The organism is Citrobacter freundii ATCC 8090 = MTCC 1658 = NBRC 12681, from assembly GCF_011064845.1.
In the GTDB taxonomy this organism is placed as follows: domain Bacteria; phylum Pseudomonadota; class Gammaproteobacteria; order Enterobacterales; family Enterobacteriaceae; genus Citrobacter; species Citrobacter freundii.
Genome location: NZ_CP049015.1, coordinates 3654212 through 3676832, shown reverse-complemented (window position 1 = coordinate 3676832; position 22621 = coordinate 3654212). Strand labels below are relative to the sequence as shown.

Here is a 22621-nt window from a genome sequence, read left to right as displayed (position 1 = left end):
ATGAAAAACCATAACTGTAATTACATACAGTATAAACTGGTTTTTTATACAGTAAAGAGGTTGGCGTTAAATTAGAATAATTTTTTTGACCAGCCTAACTTAGTGCTTAATGTGTTGAAATAGCTGTAATCTTTTGGGTGTATCAGGTTCAGATGATAATCACAGCGGCGAATTAATACGTCTTCACCTTCCTGTATAGGCAGGGCGATCTGGCTGTCACAGCTGATTTCCAGATCGTTACGGCGATGAGAGAAGCGCAGGCGAATGGTGCTGCTACTGTTGATCACCAGCGGTCGTGCGGAGAGCGTATGTGGGAACATCGGGACTAGCGTAATGGCATCCAGCGAAGGCGTCAGTATCGGGCCTCCGGCAGAGAGTGAGTAGGCGGTAGAGCCGGTCGGTGTGGAAATAATCAAGCCGTCTGAACGCTGGGAGAAGGCAAAAATTTCATCGATATAGACTTCAAATTCAATCATGTGCGCCACTTTTCCGGGGTGCAACACGACTTCATTGATCGCAGTGCTAATACGCTTCTGGCAGTCCAGTTGGCACACCTGGGCTTCGAGTAAAAAGCGCTTTTCGCTGATGTAGTGGCCTTCCAGCACGTCAGCTAACTGTTGTTGCGCATTGTCTGGGTCAAGGTCGGTCAGGAAACCGAGGTTGCCGCGGTTAATGCCAATAACCTTGATGTCATAACGTGCCAGGGTGCGTGCGGCGCCCAGCATATTGCCGTCGCCACCGACAACCACGGCGAGGTCTGCCTGCTGGCCAATCTCTGCGAGCGTACCGGTTTTCACATTTTTCAGCTGCAGCTCGTGGGCGATTTGTTGCTCAACGATAACCTCATAACCTTTGGCGCACAGCCAACGGTAGAGCATTTCATGTGTGGTCAGTGCAGTGGGGTGACGTGGATGCCCCACAATGCCAATACACTTGAAATGTTTGTTCATTTTCTCGAGGTCCTTGTAACGAAGATTAGTGACAATGTGAGTACTTCCCTTGAAACCCTGAATCTTATCCCCATAATAATCCAGGTTAGCGAGATGAATGCGAAAAAAACGCGGAGAAATTCATGAGTAGTAAAGAACAGAAAACGCCTGAGGGGCAAGCCCCGGAAGAAATTATCATGGATCAGCACGAAGAAGTTGAGGCGGTTGAATCAGACGCTTCTGCTGAGCAGGTGGATCCGCGCGATGAAAAAATTGCGAATCTGGAAGCTCAGCTTGCTGAAGCCGAAACTCGCGAGCGCGACAGCGTGTTGCGTATCAAAGCGGAAATGGAAAACCTGCGTCGTCGTACCGAACTGGACGTAGAAAAAGCGCATAAGTTTGCACTGGAAAAATTCGTCAACGAGCTGCTGCCGGTGCTGGATAGCCTGGACCGTGCGCTGGAAGTGGCGGACAAAGACAATGACGCGATGGCGGCGATGGTTGAAGGTATTGAGCTGACCCGTAAGTCAATGCTGGATGTTGTGGCGAAGTTTGGCGTACAAGTGGTTGCGGATATTGACGTGCCGATGGACCCGAACGTGCATCAGGCGATTGCCATGGTAGAGTCTGACGACGTTGCTGCCGGTAATGTGCTGATGGTTATGCAGAAAGGCTATACCCTGAACGGACGTACCATCCGTGCGGCGATGGTCTCTGTGGCGAAAGCTAAAGGCTAATCAGCCTCAGACCGGGTAATGCTGATGCGCTACCCGGTCTGGATTACTCTCACTGGTCCGATACGCTTTCCCGCAGCGGTTTGACGGGCAACACCTGCACCTGTTTAATCATATTGTCCTGCACGTCGAGAATATCGATATCGTACTGCCCAATACGCACACGTGTGCCGGCAACCGGGATTTCTTCCAGCGCTTCAAGAATAATACCGTTCACGGTACGTGCATCATCTTCCGGCAGGTGCCAGTTAAACGCCTTATTGATTTCACGAACGTTGGCGCTACCGTCAATGATAACCGAACCGTCATTCTGCGGCGTGACTTCTTCGGCAAGCGTCGGTGACATTGAGGTCGTGAAGTCACCAACAATCTCTTCCAGGATATCCTCGACCGTAACCAGTCCCTGAATATCACCATATTCATTGACGACCAGGCCCACTTTCTTCTTATTACGCTGAAATTTAATGAGCTGGGTGCTGAGTGGCGTGCCTTCCGGAACGTAATAAATTTCGTCGGCGGCGCGTAACATGGTCTCTTTGGTGAACTCTTTTTTCTCGGCCATCAATCGCCAGGCTTCACGTACGCGTAGCATACTGATAGCGTCGTCCAGCGAGTCACGATACAGCACAATACGACCGTGCGGAGAGTGCGAAAGCTGACGCACGATTGATTTCCAGTCATCGTTGATATCAATGCCGATAATTTCATTACGCGGGATCATGATGTCATCGACGCTGACTTTTTCCAGATCCAGCACTGACAGCAGCATATCCTGGTTACGGCGTGAGATTTGCGAGCGCGATTCATTCACCAGAGTTCGCAGTTCATCTTTACTCAGCGAACCGCTCACTACGATATCCGTTTTGATGCCCATCATGCGCATCAGCAGCCGCGTGATGGTGTTGAGTAACCATACCAACGGCATCATCAGAATCTGCAGGGGAGCCAGCAGGACACTGCTCGGATAGGCGACTTTTTCCGGATATAGTGCGGCAATCGTCTTTGGCAGTACTTCGGCAAAAACCAGTACCACAAACGTCAGTACCCCAGTGGCAATGGCGACGCCCGCATCGCCATACAGGCGCATACCGACAATAGTACCGAGCGCGGAGGCCAGAATATTCACCAGATTATTGCCGATGAGCACCAGGCTTATCAGACGATCCGGCTTGCGAAGTAACTTTTCAACGCGTTTTGCCTGTCGATTTCCCTGCTTGGCCCGATGACGTAGACGATAGCGATTCAGGGTCATCATTCCGGTTTCAGAACCGGAAAAATAGGCGGAAATGACCACCATGATGAGGAGCGTGACAATGAGCGTGGTGGTGGAGATGTGTTCCACGTAGGATTCCTTAAAGATTTAACTCACGAACTGCTGCAGGATACGACTGCCGAAATAGGCCAGTGTCAGAATTCCTGCGCCTGCGACGTTAAACCATACGACGCGACGTCCGCGCCAACCTTCATGGTAATGCCCCCATAACAGAACGATATAGACAAACCATGCCACGATAGAGAGAACGGCTTTATCAATGTTCTCGGTACTGAACAGGTTATGCATGTAAAACAGGCCTGTGCACAGGGTGAGTGTCAGCAGAACCACGCCAATTTGGGTGATATGAAACATTTTCCGCTCAATACTCATCAGCGGCGGCATCTCATTGCTGAAAGCCAGTTTTTTGTTTTTCAGCTGGTAGTCAATCCACGCAAGCTGTAGCGCATAGAGTGCGGCGATAATCAGCGTGGCGTAAGCGAAAAGCGAAAGCCCGATATGGATCATCATGCCCGGCGTAGCTTCGAGATGGGTGATGAACTCGTTAGGCATAAACGTGGCGAAGGCCAGGTTTATCAGCGCAAAGGCGTAGACAATGGGCAGCAATAGCCAGCCTCGATTGCGGGAAGCGACAATGGTCATTACCGTACAGATCATCAGGCTCACCAGCGAGCCGACGTTCAACAGACTCAGGTTTTGTCCGCTTTCACCGCCGGGCAGAATACGCGCTTCCAGGGCGATAGCATGGCTTACCAGCGCGACAACCGCAGAGAGAATAGCCATACGCCGCCAGCCGCTGTTTTTTTGCAGCAGAGCGGGAATAATCAGCGCGAGGCTGACTGAGTAGGCGACAAGAGCAAGCAGAGCAAAAACGGGCATATAGGTGTCGACAATTGGCCAGTGATAAAGAAAAGCAGTATAGCGTTACGTGACCGCTGCTCCAACCGTTGCATAACAACAAAGGCGGCTTCATGTTATACTGCGACAAATTTATGTTGATGTGTCGCTGTCGCGACCGACCGTTTCCACCCCAGGCGAGAGACAATGTTTGATAATTTAACCGATCGTTTGTCGCGCACGCTGCGCAATATCAGTGGCCGTGGACGCCTTACTGAAGACAACGTTAAAGAGACGCTGCGCGAAGTGCGCATGGCGCTGCTGGAGGCTGACGTAGCGCTGCCGGTAGTGCGTGAGTTTATCAATCGCGTAAAAGAGAAAGCGGTTGGTCATGAAGTTAACAAAAGCCTGACGCCGGGTCAGGAATTCGTCAAGATTGTCCGTAACGAACTGGTTGCGGCAATGGGCGAAGAAAACCAGACCCTGAATCTGGCTGCACAGCCGCCAGCCGTGGTGCTTATGGCGGGCCTGCAGGGTGCGGGTAAAACGACCAGCGTCGGTAAGCTGGGTAAATTCCTGCGCGAGAAGCACAAGAAGAAAGTGCTGGTGGTCTCCGCGGACGTTTATCGCCCGGCGGCGATCAAACAGCTGGAAACTCTGGCCGAGCAGGTCGGCGTGGACTTCTTCCCGTCGGATGTTGGCCAGAAGCCGGTCGATATCGTTAACGCCGCGCTGAAAGAAGCCAAACTCAAATTCTACGACGTGCTGCTGGTGGATACCGCCGGTCGTCTGCACGTTGACGAAGCGATGATGGACGAAATCAAACAGGTCCACGCTTCTATCAAACCGGTAGAAACGCTGTTTGTGGTCGACGCCATGACCGGTCAGGATGCCGCGAATACCGCAAAAGCCTTTAACGAAGCGCTACCGTTAACCGGTGTAGTACTGACAAAAGTTGATGGTGATGCCCGTGGCGGTGCGGCGCTTTCTATTCGTCATATTACCGGTAAGCCGATTAAATTCCTCGGCGTCGGCGAGAAAACCGAAGCGCTGGAGCCGTTCCACCCGGACAGGATTGCTTCGCGTATTCTCGGCATGGGCGACGTGCTGTCGCTGATCGAAGATATCGAAAGCAAGGTTGACCGCGCGCAGGCAGAAAAATTAGCCAGCAAGCTGAAAAAAGGCGATAGCTTCGATCTCAACGATTTCCTTGAACAGCTTAATCAGATGAAAAACATGGGCGGTATGGCAAGCCTGATGGGCAAGCTGCCGGGCATGGGTCAGATCCCAGACAATGTGAAATCGCAGATGGACGATAAAGTTCTGGTGCGTATGGAAGCCATCATCAATTCGATGACGATGAAAGAACGCGCTAAGCCGGAAATTATCAAAGGTTCCCGTAAACGCCGTATCGCTGCCGGTTGCGGTATGCAAGTACAGGACGTAAACCGCCTTCTGAAACAGTTCGACGACATGCAGCGCATGATGAAGAAAATGAAGAAGGGCGGTATGGCGAAGATGATGCGTGGTATGAAGGGGATGATGCCGCCCGGCTTCCCTGGTAGATAAATATATCGGGCTACCTTATTTGCCATTTTGACGCCGGAGTGTGCTCGAAATGCTCACGTACTGCGTGTACGCTCCGCTTTCTGCGCGCACGCCGACGCCAAACTGGCTGCAACGGTAACGCCCTGGTATAAAGCTTCATCACATGTTGATTGCTTTTTTCCCAGAAATCAGTAAAATTTTCGGGCTTTTAATATGACACCCGGGCTCCGTTCCTCGATGGGGCCTGGGTGTTTTATTCACACAAGAGGATGTTATGGTTACTATTCGTTTAGCTCGTCACGGCGCTAAAAAGCGTCCGTTCTACCAGGTTGTTGTTACCGACAGCCGTAATGCACGCAACGGTCGCTTCATCGAGCGCGTTGGCTTCTTTAACCCAATCGCTAGCGAAAAAGAAGAAGGCACTCGCCTGGATCTGGATCGCATCGCTCACTGGGTTGGCCAGGGCGCGACTATTTCTGATCGCGTAGCTACGCTGATCAAAGCAGCAAACAAAGCAGCTTAATCTGTCACGGTGGTCATGATGAGCAAGCAACTCGCCGCACAGGCTCCTGTAGAACCCATCGTTTTGGGGAAAATGGGGTCTTCTTACGGTATCCGTGGTTGGCTCAGAGTGTTTTCTTCCACTGAAGACGCCGAAAGCATTTTTGACTATCAGCCCTGGTTTATCCAGAAGGCGGGTCAGTGGCAGCAAGTACAGCTGGAAAGCTGGAAGCACCACAATCAGGATCTGATCATCAAGCTGAAAGGCGTTGACGATCGTGATTCGGCGAATCTACTGACTAATTGCGAAATTGTCGTGGATTCCTCGCAGTTGCCAGCGCTGGAAGATGGTTCCTACTACTGGAAAGACCTTATGGGCTGCCAGGTAGTGACCACTGAAGGCTACGATCTCGGTAAAGTCGTCGATATGATGGAAACCGGTTCGAATGACGTCATCGTCATCAAGGCAAACCTGAAAGATGCGTTTGGTATCAAGGAACGTCTTGTGCCGTTCCTCGATGGGCAGGTTATCAAGAAAGTCGATCTCGCTACTCGTACTATCGAAGTAGATTGGGATCCTGGTTTTTAAACCACCGGATAAACGGTAAAAGTCGGCGTTATGGGGATTGGCTTGTGTTTATAGGTATCGTTAGCCTGTTTCCAGAAATGTTCCGCGCAATTACCGATTACGGGGTAACTGGCCGGGCAGTAAAAAATGGCCTGCTGAACATCCAGAGTTGGAGTCCTCGTGACTTTACTCATGACCGGCACCGTACCGTGGACGATCGTCCGTACGGCGGCGGACCGGGGATGTTAATGATGGTGCAACCTTTACGGGACGCCATTCATGCAGCAAAAGCTGCGGCTGGTGAAGGCGCAAAGGTGATTTATCTGTCACCTCAGGGACGCAAGCTTGATCAAGCGGGCGTTAGCGAACTGGCCACGAATCAAAAGCTGATTCTGGTATGTGGTCGCTATGAAGGAATAGATGAGCGCGTGATTCAAACCGAAATTGACGAAGAATGGTCAATCGGCGATTACGTACTCAGCGGTGGTGAGTTACCGGCAATGACGCTGATCGACTCCGTTTCCCGGTTTATTCCGGGAGTTCTGGGTCATGAAGCTTCAGCAATCGAAGATTCGTTTGCTGATGGATTGCTGGATTGCCCGCACTATACCCGACCTGAAGTGTTAGAGCAGATGGAAGTACCGGCAGTGTTACTGTCAGGAAACCACGCTGAGATACGTCGCTGGCGTTTGAAACAGTCGCTGGGCCGGACCTGGCTTAGAAGACCTGAACTTCTGGAAAACCTGGCTCTGACTGAAGAGCAAGCAAGGTTGCTGGCGGAGTTCAAAAAGGAACACGCACAACAGCAACATAAACATGATGGGCAGGCGTAAGCCCCCAATATCAGTTTACCCAGGATAAGAGATTAAATTATGAGCAACATTATTAAGCAACTTGAACAAGAACAGATGAAGCAGGACGTACCTTCCTTCCGTCCGGGTGATACCGTGGAAGTGAAAGTATGGGTTGTTGAAGGTTCCAAAAAACGTCTGCAGGCATTCGAGGGCGTGGTTATCGCTATTCGTAACCGCGGTCTGCACTCTGCATTCACTGTTCGTAAAATTTCCAACGGCGAAGGCGTTGAGCGTGTCTTCCAGACTCACTCTCCGGTAGTTGACAGCATTGCTGTTAAACGTCGTGGTGCTGTTCGTAAAGCTAAACTGTACTACCTGCGTGAGCGCACTGGTAAGTCTGCTCGTATCAAAGAGCGTCTTAACTAAGATTCGCGCAAGCGACATCCTGTTAGAAAAGGGCTGGCCGAAAGGCTGGCCCTTTTTTTATCCCGACGTTTGCTCTGTTGTTCTTTATGGCAATGGAATGACTGCGCGGCGCGCAGCCAGTTGGGGGATGATTATGGCGTCGTGATCACGACTGCAACGCGACGATTTTCAGCACGACCTTTTGATGTCTGGTTGCTGGCAATGGGATATTTCTTCCCGAGACCCTGAGTCGTCAGGTTGGTGCGGGGAATGTTGGCACCCTGTGCCCAGGCATCGGCAACCACATTCGCGCGTTTGAGTGACAGAGCTTCGTTATAGCTGTCTTCACCGTAGTTATCAGTATGACCGTCCAGGCGAGCATGATTTAGCCCGGTAGCTGCCAGTTTGGATGCCATTTCCTTGATCTGTTTTTCACTTTCAGGACGGAGTTTATAGTCATTTTTATCAAACAGGATGTTATCAGACAGGCCCAGAGACCAGTCTCCGGAAGCTTCGGTAAATCCGTACGATTTCATGGCTGCAATTTGCTCTGGGGTAAATTTTCCCTGAGGCGCCTGACAGCCTGCCAGAATCAGTAAAAGCAGAAGAAACGGGGATAATAAACGTTTTAGCATGTGTGTAATTCCTTATTTAATAATAGTGCGTTCAGAACGCAAATTTTTGGCCTGATACATATTTTGATCGGCAAGTTCTTGTAATTTCTCGGCAGAGGCATGTTCCCACGTCAGCGCAAAACCGATGCTGAGTGTCATGCTTGCTAAATGACCATTATGCAGGTCAAAAGGTCGGTCAAACTCTTGTGACAGTGCCGCGCAGATCCGCTGAACCTCATATTCAGAATGAACGCTGTACAGCACCATCGCGAACTCGTCGCCGCCAAGTCTGTATGGCGAATGTCGATTACCGCCAAATTCGGACAGCCTTTTAGCGACTTCAATCAGAACCCGATCCCCCGCAGCGTGGCCCCAGGTATCATTGATAAATTTAAAATTATCACCATCAAGGAATAACAAAGCGGAGCTGCTGTGGGCGGCATCGTCATTCATCAGCGCGTTAATACTGCTACGAAAAGCGGCGCGATTTGCCAGGCCCGTCAGAGGATCATGTAGTGCGGTACGCAAAAGTTGAGCGTTCTTTGCCTGCAGCCGAAGTTGCCACTCCTCCATCTCGTCCAGCAGACTATTAAAGTCCTGGGCAAAAAGATGAAACTCTTCAATGCGTTCCTCGGAAACGCGTCGCGAAAAGTTACGGTTGGTACGTACATCATGTACCACCTCGGTTATATTTTGCAGGGCTTCCACGACGCCATTGTGTAAATAGCGGGTGAGCATTAATGCTATGCCTGATGCCAACAAAATGCACCCGGTAAGAACGGCCAGCGACAAATAGATGAAACGGCTGATAACGCTATCGCGTGCAGTCAATCGTACTTCGCCTATGACGTTGCCATTATGCAAAATAGGCTGAGTGACCGGTTGTGGGAACAGCCAGTGGCTGATCAGTCCGCTGATCTTCTCCGTGGTGTCTTGCGCGTTATAGCGCCAGGTGGCGATCACCTTCTGGTGTTTATTACGAACTTCCGCAACGGAAAATTGCCCTTGCTGGCCCAGTGCCGCCAGTGTTTCAGTTGCTGCAACACTATCAGAAAAGACTAATGCAGCTTCAAGCGTGCGGGTCATGGTAGCGGCAGTCAGATCCAGATTCTTTTGCGCATACTGTCTTAAGGCCAGCACGGAAGAAATGCTGAGCAGCAGCCAGATCAACGTCATCGTCACCAGGACGCTGATTATGCTGATACGCCGTAATGTCCGTTTAAACGTTGGGCGTGTTACAGGAGAATGGCCCTTATCCATGCTTATTATTCCGTGCAAGCATCAATACGTCAGGACTTACCCTTACGCCGCTGCGTGAAAGGGAATCCATATTTACGGAAAATCTCACATCTTCATCTTTAATTATGAGGCAAAAGGCGCTGCCAATAACGCATTCGGGATTTTGTTCTGCAATTAATAGCAATGCCTTAGTCGGATATTTATTCTTTAATTCCACCTGATAAGTAGGTGATTCTTTTCCAAAATAAAAACCGTCACATTGCGAAACTAATATTTCTTGTTCCGTACGAATGATGACGGGAAGATAGGGTAATGCCCCAGTACTGGTATCTTCCAGAACACTGGAAAAACGCGATGAAGAGAAAATACACAGTTTGGGTGGCCCGGAAAGTGCTGGCCAGCGTGTATAACTGACGATGCCGGAAACCATAGCACGTACAGATTTTGCTTCTTCTGTAACGCTTTGGGCGTACAGCGGTAACCCGGTCAGGAGCAGTGCCAGTAGAAGTATGAGTCGGTAAGAATAGCTCATGAATAGTTACCTACCAGCGTTTGCCGTAAAGCGTCGAAATACATTCAAGATTGTTTAAGACAAAATAACATTATTTTCCTAAGTCGTCATTATTCCAGGGGTAAAGCTGATGGCGATTTAAGTTAAATCCTAGTTGGCTGTAAAATTTAAGCCATTGTTTAGTTTAATCTTATTGAGGCAGAACCTTCGTTTGCTCCTTTTTTCCAGGCATCGTGTAACTGGTCAATATTTTCGACCGTATCACAACTTGCAGGAAAGGTTTTCCCGGCCAGACCTCTGGCGTAAACAAAATCTTGCTGGCAGATTTTGCGTTGTCCTTCGGCGTAACCCTTAAGATATTTCGTACGATCGACTTCGGGATCATTGAAGTTGTCGGCAAGAGTTTCATTATCTTTAACGGCATAGCCCGAAATGGCATCTTGTATCCCGGCGTCATACCAGTCAGTACCAGTCCAGGTGGGGGCATGGGTATAGGGATCTATCTGACATCCGCTAAGAAGGAATAGAAATAAGATGCTGATGAGTTGCTTCATTGCCTGTGCTCCCTTGTTTTTTTAAGCATAGCGGATCTTAAAATTCGTGATGTAAATATAAGTGTACGTTTATAAGGGCTGTTTTTGCCTTAAAATAACGCTGTGTAAATTAAAATTTACGGATTGTGGATTGAAATCTTTACCTGTTGTGGTATCGTTATTTCCTCCTCGCTGAGGATCAACTATCGCAAACGAGCTAAACAGGATCACCATCATGCAAAAAGACGCGCTGAACAACGTACATATTACCGACGAACAGGTTCTGATGACCCCGGAGCAGCTGAAAGCTGAATTTCCGCTGAGCCAGGAGCAAGAGGCGCAAATCGCCCAGTCGCGTAAAACCATCTCAGATATTATCTCCGGTCGCGATCCGCGCCTGCTGGTCGTATGTGGCCCATGCTCCATTCACGATCCTGAAATGGCTATTGAGTATGCTCGTCGATTTAAAGCCCTTGCCGCAGAGGTCAGCGATAGCCTCTACCTGGTGATGCGCGTCTATTTTGAAAAACCCCGTACCACCGTTGGCTGGAAAGGGTTAATTAACGATCCTCATATGGATGGCTCTTTTGATGTTGAAGCAGGTCTGAAAATTGCGCGCCAGCTGCTGCTTGAACTGGTAAATATGGGACTGCCGCTGGCAACTGAAGCGCTGGATCCAAATAGCCCGCAATACCTGGGCGATCTGTTTAGCTGGTCCGCAATCGGAGCCCGTACCACGGAATCGCAGACACACCGCGAAATGGCTTCCGGTCTTTCGATGCCGGTTGGCTTTAAGAATGGTACTGACGGTAGCCTGGCGACCGCCATTAACGCCATGCGTGCGGCTGCGCAGTCGCACCGCTTTGTTGGTATTAATCAGGCCGGGCAGGTTGCGCTGTTGCAAACTCAGGGGAATCCGGACGGCCACGTGATCCTGCGCGGGGCTAAAGCGCCGAACTACAGCCCGGCAGATGTCGCCCAGTGCGAAAAAGAGATGGAGCAGGCGGGACTACGACCTTCTCTGATGGTAGATTGCAGTCATGGTAATTCCAATAAAGATTACCGCCGTCAGCCTGCCGTGGCTGAATCCGTAATTGCACAAATCAAAGATGGCAATCGCTCGATCATTGGTTTGATGATTGAAAGTAATATTCACGAAGGCAACCAGTCTTCTGAACAGCCGCGCAGCGAAATGAAATACGGCGTGTCCGTAACCGATGCCTGCATTAGCTGGGAAATGACGGATGCGCTGCTGCGTGAAATTAGTCAAGATTTAAACGGTCAGCTGTCGGCGCGTGTAGCATAAGAGGTTGGTTATGGTTGCTGAATTGACCGCATTACGCGATCAAATTGATGAAGTCGACAAGGCGCTGCTGGATTTACTGGCACGCCGCCTGGAGCTGGTTACCGAAGTTGGTGAAGTAAAAAGCCGTTTTGGGTTGCCGATTTACGTGCCGGAACGGGAAGCCTCTATGCTTGCCTCTCGCCGGGCAGAAGCGGAAGCCCTTGGCGTGCCGCCGGACCTGATTGAAGATGTGCTACGCCGCGTTATGCGTGAGTCCTATTCCAGTGAGAACGACAAAGGGTTTAAAACGCTTTGTCCTTCTCTGCGGCCGGTAGTGATCGTCGGTGGCGGCGGTCAGATGGGGCGTCTGTTTGAAAAAATGCTCACCCTGTCAGGTTACCAGGTGCGGATCCTGGAACAGCAGGATTGGGATCGCGCGCCGGAGATCGTCTCTGATGCTGGGATGGTGATCGTCAGTGTGCCGATCCACATCACCGAGCAGGTGATCGCCAAACTACCGCGTCTGCCGTCTGACTGCATCCTGGTGGATCTGGCTTCAGTGAAAAATGGTCCTTTGCAGGCGATGCTGGCTGCACATGATGGCCCGGTGGTGGGGTTACACCCAATGTTTGGTCCGGACAGCGGCAGTCTGGCAAAGCAGGTCGTCGTCTGGTGTGATGGACGTCAGCCGGAAGCCTATCAGTGGTTTCTGGAACAAATTCAGGTATGGGGTGCACGACTACATCGGATCAGCGCCGTTGAACACGATCAGAACATGGCGTTTATTCAGGCATTGCGTCACTTTGCGACCTTTGCTTACGGTCTGCATTTAGCGGAAGAGAATGTTCAACTGGAGCAGCTGCTGGCGCTCTCTTCGCCGATTTACCGTCTTGAACTGGCGATGGTTGGCCGTCTGTTTGCCCAGGATCCGCAGCTCTATGCCGATATTATTATGTCGTCTGAGAGCAACCTTGCGCTGATCAAACGCTACTACCAACGTTTTGGTGAGGCGATTGGTTTACTGGAACAGGGCGATAAGCAAGCGTTTATCGACAGTTTCCGTAAGGTCGAGCATTGGTTTGGCGATTATGCGAAACGCTTCCAGAGTGAAAGCCGTACTTTGTTACGCCAGGCGAATGACAGCCGTCCTTAATTAAGATGCCGGATGGCGGCTTCGTCTTATCCGGCCTACAAAAATCGCATGAATTGTAGGCCGGATAAGCGTAGTGCCATCCGGCACTGTTAAATGTTAGCTCGGATCGACCGGCACCACGTTCTCACTCGGATAGCATCCCAGTACTTTCATCGAACGTGTAATCTCACCCAGCTCTTTCAATGCTTTTTGCATTTGGGGCGATTCCAGATTGGCCTGGATATCAAGATAAAACATCTCTTCCCACGGATTGCCGTGAATCGGGCGTGACTCCAGTTTAGTCATAATCAGATTATGGTTACGCAGCACCAGCAATGCTTCTACCAGCGCACCGGCCTGTTGTCCTGTTGCCATCAGCAACGTGGTTTTTGCCGGAACCTGGTCGGATACATTGATTGCTTTACGTGCCAGCACCACGAAGCGGGTGATGTTTTGCGACTGGTTAGCCTCAATATGCTCGAGAACCTGCAAACCATACAGTACGCCTCCGGCTTCGCTCCCCAGGGCCGCCACATGCGGTGAGTTAGCCTGCGCAACTTTTTCCATTGCCGCAGAGGTGCTTTCAGTGTACTCAATCTTCCAGTGCGGGTAGCGATTCAGGAACTTGCTGCACTGCTGGAACGGCTGCGGATGGCTGTATACCGTTTCAATGGTCTCAAGATCCGTAGTGCCGGACACCAGTACACAGTGGTCTATCGTAATGGTCATCTCGCCAACAATAGACAGGCTGGTGTGCTGCAGCAGGTCGTAAACGTCGTTAATCCCACCGGAGCTGGTGTTTTCAATCGGAACCACAGCATAGTCAGCCTGTCCGGTTTCGACCTGATTAAAGATATCGGCAAATTTTGCGCAGCCGCTTTCAATAAATTGTTCAAAATGGCGGGCGGCGTACTGACGTGCTGCCAGATGGGAATATGATCCTTTTGGTCCCAGGAAGGCCACGCGCGCGGAGTGTGGGTTAATTTTGTTCAGGTGTTGCTGGAGCAGAGCCTGTTGAGTCAGGACGGAGTCTTCGATTATGAGCTGGAACAGGCGGGTAATGTAGTGAGCATCGAGATGATGTGCTTTGCCCAACTGAATCAGGCGGTCCAACAGGTCACGTTCACGGTCGATATCTCGTACCGGACGATGTGAAAGCAGTTTGGCTTTACCAACTTCTACGGCCAGTCCACGTCGCTCAGCCAGCAGGGCCAGTAATTTTTCATCCAGCGTGCTGATCTTATCGCGCAGCGCCAGCAATGGGTTTTCCGATGTCATAGTGTTGCCTTTCTTGTTATCAATAAAAAAGGCCCCCCGTTGTGGGAGGCCTTATTGTTCGTCTTCGCATTCTTTATCACACGACGAAACGCCTCCCATTCAGGGGAAGGTAAAAAAGAATGCGAAGAAGAACGGAACAAGTTTCATGTAATTTTCCTTTGGCTACGTCAGTAAAGTACCCGTACTGTTTTCACCCTGTCAACAAAAAACGCGCCCGAAGGCGCGTTGGCGATACACTCAATGTAAGGGACTACTCTTCTTCTGCTTCGACGAAGTTGGCGTCTTTGACTGAAGTTGTTGCACGACGGGCTTCGCCTTTGTGCTGCACTTTATTGAGCTGCCGTTCCAGCTTGTTGATCAAATCGTTAATTGCGGTGTACATATCCTCGTGTTTTGCGCTGGCGACCAGATGTCCGTTCGGTGTATTGATGGTGGCATCAGCAATGAAACCCTGTGGCTCCTTAGACAGAATGATATGTGGATTAATCAGATGAGTTTGCCATTTTTCAAGTTTGGCGAGACGGTCTGCGACATGCTGGCGAATTGCCGGAGTAATTTCCATTTGTTTACTGGTAATGTTCATTGTCATAAATTTTACCTCTTGTCTTTCCCGTCTTGGTGATTCCAGCATACCGTTCCCAATGTCAAAATGCGTGATGTAAATCACATTTTTTTGTCGCTTTTTGTCAAGAAAACCTTTTTGTGAGGCACCGCAGGAACAGGCGATTTTTTACTTGAGGAATACCTGAAAGCAGGCCATATTTGATGGGATGCGTCGGAGCTAAACCGCTTCAGTTGTAGCGTTAACGGATAAAAAAACGGCAGCCCTTGGGCTGCCGTTTTGCATTCTGAGGCAAATCAGGTATTGCTGCTGTTAGCGGCAATGATTTTCGCTACTTTTTCTGCCTGCGCATTCATCTGCATCTGGCGATAAGCTTTTTCCATTAACGGCAGAGCATCACGTGTTGCCTGAGTATCAGGGTAGTCGCGCAGCATGCCTTCCACACGGTTTACCACGGCAACCCATGCACCGCGGGCAGTGTAGTATTCCGCAACAGAATATTCATACTTCGCCAGACGATCTTTCAGGAACACCAGACGTTTGGTGGCATCAGTGGTGTACTGGCTGTTCGGATAGCCACGTACCAGTTTGGAAAAGTCATTAAACGCAGCTCGGGCGTGTTGGGGATCGCGATCGCTGCGATCAACACCAAAGAATCCTTGCAGTGCGCTATCATCCAACGCCATATTGGTCAGGCCACGCATATACATGACATAATCAATGTTAGGGTGTGTCGGGTTAAGACGGATAAAACGATCGATAGCAGCCTGAGCAAGTGGCAGATCGGCGTTTTTGTAGTAGGCGTAGATGAGATCTAATTGCACCTGCTGAGAATACGGTCCAAATGGATAACGGTTATCCAACGCTTCCAATTGCGTTATTGCCTGTTTCCAGTTACCGTCCTGCAGCTTTTGCTGAGCAGTCGCGTAGATTTCATTTGGCGGATTATCGGGCACCTCTTCCTTTGAACCAGAGCAACCCGCCAAAAACAGGCTCAACGTGGCTGCTGCCACCAGATATTTCATGCGCGTCATGACGTTTTGACTTTCCTCAAAATGTAATACGGGAGATTCTCTGTTCCTGCTCCCGGTTAAGACCAGCTACAATAGCACACTATATTAAACGGCAAAGCCGTAAAACCCAACGTTAAACGAAGAAGCAGTTTATGGCACAACGAGTAGAACTCACCGCAACAGTCTCCGAAAATCAGCTCGGTCAACGCTTAGATCAGGCTTTGGCCGAATTGTTCCCTGATTATTCGCGATCGCGCATAAAAGAATGGATCCTCGACCAGCGCGTGCTGGTAAATGGCAATCTTTGCGATAAACCGAAAGAAAAAGTGTTGGGTGGAGAGCGTGTCTCCATCAATGCAGAAATTGATGAAGAGGTTCGTTTTGAACCTCAGGATATCCCACTGGATATCGTTTATGAAGATGATGATATTCTTGTCATCAACAAACCCCGTGACCTTGTAGTGCATCCGGGCGCCGGGAATCCTGATGGTACGGTATTGAATGCGTTACTGCATTACTACCCGCCAATCGCGGATGTTCCTCGTGCCGGTATCGTACACCGTCTGGATAAAGACACGACCGGATTAATGGTGGTGGCAAAAACGGTTCCGGCACAAACACGTCTGGTTGAGTCATTGCAGCTGCGCGAAATTACCCGTGAGTACGAAGCCGTAGCAATTGGTCACATGACTGCTGGCGGAACCGTTGAGGAACCGATTAGCCGTCACCCGACCAAGCGTACGCACATGGCGGTACACCCAATGGGGAAACCGGCGGTAACGCACTATCGCATTATGGAACACTTCCGTGTGCACACGCGTCTGCGGTTGCGTCTGGAAACCGGACGTACGCACCAGATCCGCGTGCACATGGCACATATCACTCATCCGCTGGTGGGCGATCAGGTCTACGGCGGTCGTCCACGTCCACCGAAAGGCGCTTCTGACGAATTTATCTCCGTACTGCGTAAGTTCGACCGCCAGGCGCTACATGCGACCATGCTGCGTTTGTATCACCCGATTTCCGGTATCGAAATGGAATGGCATGCGCCGATCCCACAAGATATGGTGCAATTGATTGAAGTGATGCGCGCTGATTTCGAAGAACATAAGGATGATATTGCCTGGCTATGAGTAAGCTAATTGTTCCGCAGTGGCCGATACCGCAAGGTGTCGCGGCGTGTAGTTCTACCCGTATTGGCGGAGTCAGTATGCCGCCTTACGATTCGCTGAATCTGGGCGCCCATTGCGGCGATAACCCGGAGCATGTTGAAGAGAACCGCAAACGACTGTTTGCTGCGGGCAATCTGCCGTCAAAGCCGGTCTGGCTGGAGCAGGTCCACGGTAAGGATGTCCTGAAACTGACAGGCGGGCCTTACGCCTCCAAACGCGCAGATGCGTCGTATAGCAACACGCCGGGCACAGTGTGTGCTGTAATGACCGCTGATTGTCTGCCGGTGCTGTTTTGCAATCGCGCCGGGACGGAAGTGGCTGCGGCCCATGCGGGTTGGCGAGGATTATGCGCTGGCGCGCTGGAAGAGACGGTGGCGTGTTTTGCCGACGAACCTGAAAACATTATTGCCTGGCTAGGTCCGGCGATAGGCCCAAACGCCTTTGAAGTGGGAGCAGAAGTTCGCGAGGCATTCATGACGAAAGATCCGCAAGCGGACCTCGCATTTGTACCGCGCGGCGACAAGTATCTGGCGGATATCTACCAGCTTGCCCGTCAGCGGCTGGCAAATGTCGGCGTGGAGAACATCCACGGCGGCGACCGTTGCACCTTTAGTGAAAGTGAGACGTTCTTCTCTTATCGTCGCGACAATACCACGGGTCGTATGGCAAGTTTTATTTGGCTGATATAACCTAAAGAATCAAGACGATCCGGTACGTGTAATTTTCTTTTCACATAATTCAGGTCATTCACCTTGAATAATTGAGGGATGACCTCATTTAATCTCCAGTAGCAATTTTGACCTGTTATGGGAGGAGTTATGCGTCTGGATCGTCTTACCAATAAATTCCAGCTTGCTCTTGCCGATGCCCAGTCACTCGCATTGGGGCACGACAATCAATTTATCGAACCACTTCATCTAATGAGCGCCTTGCTGAATCAGGAAGGGGGATCGGTACGTCCTTTATTAACGTCTGCTGGCATTAATGCTGGCCAGTTACGTACAGCCATTGACCAGGCGTTGAGCCGTTTGCCGCAGGTAGAAGGTACCGGCGGTGATGTGCAGCCTTCTCAGGAACTGGTGCGTGTACTGAATCTTTGCGACAAGCTGGCGCAAAAACGTGGGGACAACTTTATTTCGTCAGAACTGTTCGTTCTGGCGGTGCTTGAGTCACGCGGTACGCTGACCGATTTATTAAAATCAGCAGGGGCGACGACCGCCAATATCACTCAGGCAATTGAACAAATGCGTGGAGGTGAAAGCGTGAATGACCAGGGGGCTGAAGACCAACGTCAGGCCTTGAAAAAATATACCGTCGATCTGACTGAACGTGCTGAACAGGGCAAACTCGATCCAGTTATCGGCCGTGATGAAGAAATTCGCCGTACCATTCAGGTGCTGCAACGTCGTACTAAAAATAACCCAGTGTTAATCGGTGAACCCGGTGTCGGTAAAACAGCCATTGTTGAAGGGCTGGCCCAACGCATCATCAATGGTGAAGTGCCGGAGGGCTTAAAAGGCCGTCGTGTACTGGCGCTGGATATGGGCGCGCTGGTGGCTGGGGCCAAATATCGCGGTGAGTTTGAAGAACGCTTAAAAGGTGTGCTGAACGATCTCTCGAAACAGGAAGGCAACGTCATTCTGTTTATCGACGAATTGCATACCATGGTTGGGGCGGGTAAAGCCGATGGCGCGATGGACGCCGGGAACATGCTGAAACCAGCGCTGGCTCGCGGGGAACTGCACTGCGTAGGCGCCACAACGCTTGATGAATATCGCCAGTACATCGAAAAAGATGCGGCGCTGGAACGTCGTTTCCAGAAAGTGTTTGTGGCTGAACCTTCAGTGGAAGACACCATCGCAATCTTGCGTGGCCTGAAAGAACGTTATGAGCTGCACCATCATGTGCAGATTACTGACCCGGCGATTGTTGCGGCAGCTACGTTGTCTCATCGTTATATTGCCGATCGTCAGTTACCGGATAAAGCTATCGACCTTATTGACGAAGCGGCATCCAGCATTCGTATGCAGATTGACTCCAAGCCGGAGGAACTCGACAGACTCGACCGCCGTATTATCCAGCTCAAACTGGAACAGCAGGCATTAATGAAAGAGTCTGATGAGGCAAGTAAAAAACGTCTCGATATGCTCAACGAAGAGCTGGACGACAAAGAGCGCCAGTATTCTGAGTTAGAGGAAGAGTGGAAAGCTGAAAAAGCCTCCCTCTCGGGAACGCAAACTATCAAGGCTGAGCTGGAGCAGGCAAAAATCGCCATCGAACAGGCGCGCCGCGTTGGCGACCTGGCGCGGATGTCTGAACTGCAGTACGGCAAAATTCCTGAACTGGAAAAACAGCTGGAAGCAGCCACTCAGTCTGAAGGCAAAACCATGCGTCTGCTGCGTAATAAAGTCACGGATGCTGAAATTGCTGAGGTGCTGGCGCGCTGGACCGGGATCCCGGTTGCTCGCATGCTGGAAGGCGAACGGGAAAAACTGTTGCGTATGGAACAGGAGCTGCACAGCCGTGTGATTGGTCAGAACGAAGCGGTGGAAGCCGTTTCTAACGCCATCCGTCGTAGCCGCGCGGGCTTGTCCGATCCGAATCGTCCGATTGGTTCATTCTTGTTCCTTGGTCCAACCGGGGTCGGTAAAACCGAACTGTGCAAAGCGCTGGCAAACTTTATGTTCGACAGTGACGACGCAATGGTGCGTATCGATATGTCCGAGTTTATGGAGAAACACTCGGTGTCTCGCTTGGTTGGGGCACCTCCGGGATATGTCGGTTATGAAGAAGGTGGGTATCTGACGGAAGCAGTACGTCGTCGTCCTTACTCTGTCATCCTGCTGGATGAAGTGGAAAAAGCGCACCCGGATGTGTTCAACATTCTGCTGCAGGTGCTTGACGATGGTCGTCTGACTGACGGACAGGGAAGAACGGTCGACTTCCGTAATACGGTTGTCATCATGACCTCAAACCTGGGGTCTGATCTAATCCAGGAACGCTTTGGTGAGCTGGATTACGGCCACATGAAAGATATGGTGCTGGGCGTCGTGAGCCATAACTTCCGACCGGAATTCATCAACCGTATAGATGAGGTTGTTGTATTCCATCCGTTGGGTGAGCAGCACATTGCTTCTATTGCTCAGATTCAGCTGCAGCGTCTGTACAAACGTCTGGAAGAACGTGGCTATGAAATCCATATTTCTGACGAGGCGCTTAAACTGCTGAGCGCGAATGGTTACGATCCGGTATATGGCGCACGTCCATTGAAACGTGCTATCCAGCAGCAGATCGAAAACCCGCTGGCGCAGCAAATTCTGTCTGGTGAACTGATTCCGGGCAAAACGATTCGTCTGGAAGTGAATGACGATCGCATCGTGGCAGTGCAGTAAGTCACAAAATAACAATAAACGGGCCCTGCGGGGCTCGTTTTTGTTTAAAATTCAGGCGAAAATAGATGTATTGATTGAAAAGTAATCGCTTGATAGGTTTTTTATATTTTTAACTTGTCAGCCTGAAATAACTCCCTATAATGCGCCTCCACTGACACGGAACAACGGATTACAAGCCGCCGGGTCAGCGGGGTTCCACTGAGAACTCCGGCGAAGAAAGCGAAATTAAATGCTTGACTTCGCAGCGGGATGGCGTATTATGCACACCCCGCGCCGCTGAGAAAAGCGAAGCGGCACTGCTCTTTAACAATTCATCAGACAATCTGTGTGGGCACTCGAAGATACGGATTCTTAACGTCGCAAGACGAAAAATGAATACCAAGTCTCTGAGTGAACATACGTAATTCATTACGAAGTTTAATTCACGAGCATCAAACTTAAATTGAAGAGTTTGATCATGGCTCAGATTGAACGCTGGCGGCAGGCCTAACACATGCAAGTCGAACGGTAGCACAGAGGAGCTTGCTCCTTGGGTGACGAGTGGCGGACGGGTGAGTAATGTCTGGGAAACTGCCCGATGGAGGGGGATAACTACTGGAAACGGTAGCTAATACCGCATAACGTCGCAAGACCAAAGAGGGGGACCTTCGGGCCTCTTGCCATCGGATGTGCCCAGATGGGATTAGCTAGTAGGTGGGGTAACGGCTCACCTAGGCGACGATCCCTAGCTGGTCTGAGAGGATGACCAGCCACACTGGAACTGAGACACGGTCCAGACTCCTACGGGAGGCAGCAGTGGGGAATATTGCACAATGGGCGCAAGCCTGATGCAGCCATGCCGCGTGTATGAAGAAGGCCTTCGGGTTGTAAAGTACTTTCAGCGAGGAGGAAGGCGTTGTGGTTAATAACCGCAGCGATTGACGTTACTCGCAGAAGAAGCACCGGCTAACTCCGTGCCAGCAGCCGCGGTAATACGGAGGGTGCAAGCGTTAATCGGAATTACTGGGCGTAAAGCGCACGCAGGCGGTCTGTCAAGTCGGATGTGAAATCCCCGGGCTCAACCTGGGAACTGCATCCGAAACTGGCAGGCTAGAGTCTTGTAGAGGGGGGTAGAATTCCAGGTGTAGCGGTGAAATGCGTAGAGATCTGGAGGAATACCGGTGGCGAAGGCGGCCCCCTGGACAAAGACTGACGCTCAGGTGCGAAAGCGTGGGGAGCAAACAGGATTAGATACCCTGGTAGTCCACGCCGTAAACGATGTCGACTTGGAGGTTGTGCCCTTGAGGCGTGGCTTCCGGAGCTAACGCGTTAAGTCGACCGCCTGGGGAGTACGGCCGCAAGGTTAAAACTCAAATGAATTGACGGGGGCCCGCACAAGCGGTGGAGCATGTGGTTTAATTCGATGCAACGCGAAGAACCTTACCTACTCTTGACATCCAGAGAACTTAGCAGAGATGCTTTGGTGCCTTCGGGAACTCTGAGACAGGTGCTGCATGGCTGTCGTCAGCTCGTGTTGTGAAATGTTGGGTTAAGTCCCGCAACGAGCGCAACCCTTATCCTTTGTTGCCAGCGATTCGGTCGGGAACTCAAAGGAGACTGCCAGTGATAAACTGGAGGAAGGTGGGGATGACGTCAAGTCATCATGGCCCTTACGAGTAGGGCTACACACGTGCTACAATGGCATATACAAAGAGAAGCGACCTCGCGAGAGCAAGCGGACCTCATAAAGTATGTCGTAGTCCGGATTGGAGTCTGCAACTCGACTCCATGAAGTCGGAATCGCTAGTAATCGTGGATCAGAATGCCACGGTGAATACGTTCCCGGGCCTTGTACACACCGCCCGTCACACCATGGGAGTGGGTTGCAAAAGAAGTAGGTAGCTTAACCTTCGGGAGGGCGCTTACCACTTTGTGATTCATGACTGGGGTGAAGTCGTAACAAGGTAACCGTAGGGGAACCTGCGGTTGGATCACCTCCTTACCTTAAAGAACCGACCTTTGTAGTGCTCACACAGATTGTCTGATGAAAAGTAAATAGCAAGGCGTCTTGCGATTGAGACTTCAGTGTCCCCTTCGTCTAGAGGCCCAGGACACCGCCCTTTCACGGCGGTAACAGGGGTTCGAATCCCCTAGGGGACGCCACTTGCTGGTATGTGTGAGTGAAAGTCGCCGACCTCAGTATCTCAAAACTTACCTTCGGGTGACGTTTGAGATATTTGCTCTTTAAAAATCTGGATCAAGCTGAAAATTGAAACGACACACTGTTTCATTTCTCCGTAATAAGAAATGAAAAGCGGTGTG

The 22621-nt window shown here is 50.7% G+C and carries 22 protein-coding genes, 1 tRNA gene, 1 rRNA gene and 1 other annotated feature; of the genes, 13 read left to right on the top strand and 11 right to left on the bottom strand.

The features are described 5' to 3' along the window. Nucleotides 1-71: 71 nt before the first annotated feature. Complete coding sequence (gene nadK, locus G4551_RS17745; RefSeq protein ID WP_003031220.1) at nt 72-950, bottom strand: NAD(+) kinase; 879 nt, start codon at nt 948-950, stop codon at nt 72-74. Between the two features lie 122 nt (nt 951-1072). Between nadK and grpE the strand changes: the two genes are divergently transcribed. Next, nucleotides 1073-1666: a nucleotide exchange factor GrpE gene (gene grpE, locus G4551_RS17740; RefSeq protein WP_003031221.1), complete on the top strand. Its 594-nt coding sequence runs from the start codon at nt 1073-1075 to the stop codon at nt 1664-1666. A 49-nt stretch (nt 1667-1715) separates the two neighbouring features. On the opposite strand, the gene G4551_RS17735 is transcribed toward grpE, so the two are convergent. Both G4551_RS17735 and G4551_RS17730 read right to left on the bottom strand, forming a co-directional pair. Further along, nucleotides 1716-3005 carry an HlyC/CorC family transporter gene (locus tag G4551_RS17735; RefSeq protein WP_008324538.1) on the bottom strand — a complete coding sequence of 430 codons (1290 nt, stop codon included), beginning with the start codon at nt 3003-3005 and terminating at the stop codon, nt 1716-1718. A gap of 18 nt (nt 3006-3023) precedes the next feature. Beyond that, nucleotides 3024-3815: a cytochrome C assembly family protein gene (locus G4551_RS17730; RefSeq protein ID WP_003031224.1), complete on the bottom strand. Its 792-nt coding sequence runs from the start codon at nt 3813-3815 to the stop codon at nt 3024-3026. Nucleotides 3816-3980: 165 nt separating this feature from the next. On the opposite strand from G4551_RS17730, the gene ffh reads away from it, so the two are divergent. The 5 genes from ffh to rplS all read left to right on the top strand — a co-directional run bounded on the left by ffh (nt 3981) and on the right by rplS (nt 7610). Beyond that, nucleotides 3981-5342 carry a signal recognition particle protein gene (gene ffh / locus G4551_RS17725; RefSeq protein WP_003839832.1) on the top strand — a complete coding sequence of 454 codons (1362 nt, stop codon included), beginning with the start codon at nt 3981-3983 and terminating at the stop codon, nt 5340-5342. Between the two features lie 253 nt (nt 5343-5595). Further along, nucleotides 5596-5844, top strand: a complete 249-nt coding sequence (gene rpsP / locus G4551_RS17720; protein WP_003031228.1) for a 30S ribosomal protein S16 — start codon at nt 5596-5598, stop codon at nt 5842-5844. An 18-nt stretch (nt 5845-5862) separates the two neighbouring features. Next, nucleotides 5863-6411 carry a ribosome maturation factor RimM gene (gene rimM / locus G4551_RS17715; protein WP_003031230.1) on the top strand — a complete coding sequence of 183 codons (549 nt, stop codon included), beginning with the start codon at nt 5863-5865 and terminating at the stop codon, nt 6409-6411. 44 nt (nt 6412-6455) lie between these two features. Continuing rightward, nucleotides 6456-7223, top strand: coding sequence for a tRNA (guanosine(37)-N1)-methyltransferase TrmD (trmD, locus tag G4551_RS17710; protein WP_003031232.1), 768 nt, complete (start codon nt 6456-6458; stop codon nt 7221-7223). 39 nt (nt 7224-7262) lie between these two features. After that, nucleotides 7263-7610, top strand: a complete 348-nt coding sequence (gene rplS / locus G4551_RS17705; RefSeq protein WP_002914145.1) for a 50S ribosomal protein L19 — start codon at nt 7263-7265, stop codon at nt 7608-7610. A 131-nt stretch (nt 7611-7741) separates the two neighbouring features. Here rplS and G4551_RS17700 read toward each other — a convergent pair whose 3' ends face one another. The 4 genes from G4551_RS17700 to G4551_RS17685 form a co-directional block, all read right to left on the bottom strand. After that, entirely contained in the window at nt 7742-8224 is a 483-nt protein-coding gene (locus G4551_RS17700) for an OmpA family protein (RefSeq protein ID WP_003839836.1), read from the bottom strand. A gap of 12 nt (nt 8225-8236) precedes the next feature. Beyond that, nucleotides 8237-9463 (bottom strand): diguanylate cyclase DgcN, encoded by a 1227-nt coding sequence (gene dgcN, locus G4551_RS17695; RefSeq protein WP_003839838.1) that lies wholly within the window; start codon nt 9461-9463, stop codon nt 8237-8239. Then, nucleotides 9456-9974, bottom strand: a complete 519-nt coding sequence (locus G4551_RS17690) for a YfiR family protein (RefSeq protein ID WP_003839843.1) — start codon at nt 9972-9974, stop codon at nt 9456-9458. The genes dgcN and G4551_RS17690 overlap by 8 nt, the downstream gene beginning before the upstream one ends. Before the next feature lie 158 nt (nt 9975-10132). After that, nucleotides 10133-10507, bottom strand: a complete 375-nt coding sequence (locus G4551_RS17685; RefSeq protein WP_003839845.1) for a DUF2799 domain-containing protein — start codon at nt 10505-10507, stop codon at nt 10133-10135. A gap of 214 nt (nt 10508-10721) precedes the next feature. Between G4551_RS17685 and aroF the strand changes: the two genes are divergently transcribed. After that, nucleotides 10722-11792: a 3-deoxy-7-phosphoheptulonate synthase AroF gene (gene aroF, locus G4551_RS17680; protein ID WP_003839846.1), complete on the top strand. Its 1071-nt coding sequence runs from the start codon at nt 10722-10724 to the stop codon at nt 11790-11792. 10 nt (nt 11793-11802) lie between these two features. Beyond that, entirely contained in the window at nt 11803-12924 is a 1122-nt protein-coding gene (tyrA, locus tag G4551_RS17675; protein ID WP_003839848.1) for a bifunctional chorismate mutase/prephenate dehydrogenase, read from the top strand. 96 nt (nt 12925-13020) lie between these two features. Here tyrA and pheA read toward each other — a convergent pair whose 3' ends face one another. The 4 genes from pheA to bamD form a co-directional block, all read right to left on the bottom strand. After that, nucleotides 13021-14181, bottom strand: a complete 1161-nt coding sequence (gene pheA / locus G4551_RS17670; protein WP_003839850.1) for a bifunctional chorismate mutase/prephenate dehydratase — start codon at nt 14179-14181, stop codon at nt 13021-13023. Nucleotides 14182-14203: 22 nt separating this feature from the next. After that, nucleotides 14204-14329 (bottom strand) — a sequence feature (Phe leader region). Next, complete coding sequence (gene pheL / locus G4551_RS17665; protein WP_100250063.1) at nt 14281-14328, bottom strand: pheA operon leader peptide PheL; 48 nt, start codon at nt 14326-14328, stop codon at nt 14281-14283. Its footprint overlaps the feature before it by 48 nt. Nucleotides 14330-14431: 102 nt before the next feature. Next, the gene (raiA, locus tag G4551_RS17660) at nt 14432-14770 is read right to left on the bottom strand and encodes a ribosome-associated translation inhibitor RaiA (protein ID WP_003031244.1); all 339 of its coding nucleotides are present in this window, start codon (nt 14768-14770) and stop codon (nt 14432-14434) included. 269 nt (nt 14771-15039) lie between these two features. Further along, complete coding sequence (gene bamD / locus G4551_RS17655) at nt 15040-15777, bottom strand: outer membrane protein assembly factor BamD (protein ID WP_003031245.1); 738 nt, start codon at nt 15775-15777, stop codon at nt 15040-15042. A gap of 131 nt (nt 15778-15908) precedes the next feature. Here bamD and rluD point away from each other — a divergent pair, with 131 nt between their 5' ends. The 5 genes from rluD (at nt 15909) to G4551_RS17630 (ending at nt 22462) form a co-directional block, all read left to right on the top strand. Continuing rightward, on the top strand, nt 15909-16889 hold the full coding sequence (rluD, locus tag G4551_RS17650) for a 23S rRNA pseudouridine(1911/1915/1917) synthase RluD (RefSeq protein WP_003031246.1): 981 nt from the start codon (nt 15909-15911) through the stop codon (nt 16887-16889). Next, nucleotides 16886-17617, top strand: coding sequence for a purine nucleoside phosphorylase YfiH (yfiH, locus tag G4551_RS17645; protein WP_003839851.1), 732 nt, complete (start codon nt 16886-16888; stop codon nt 17615-17617). The genes rluD and yfiH overlap by 4 nt, the downstream gene beginning before the upstream one ends. 129 nt (nt 17618-17746) lie before the next feature. Then, on the top strand, nt 17747-20320 hold the full coding sequence (gene clpB, locus G4551_RS17640; protein WP_003031249.1) for an ATP-dependent chaperone ClpB: 2574 nt from the start codon (nt 17747-17749) through the stop codon (nt 20318-20320). A gap of 439 nt (nt 20321-20759) precedes the next feature. Continuing rightward, nucleotides 20760-22301: ribosomal RNA gene (locus G4551_RS17635) — 16S ribosomal RNA — on the top strand. 85 nt (nt 22302-22386) lie between these two features. Then, nucleotides 22387-22462 (top strand) — tRNA-Glu (locus G4551_RS17630). Nucleotides 22463-22621: the final 159 nt, after the last annotated feature.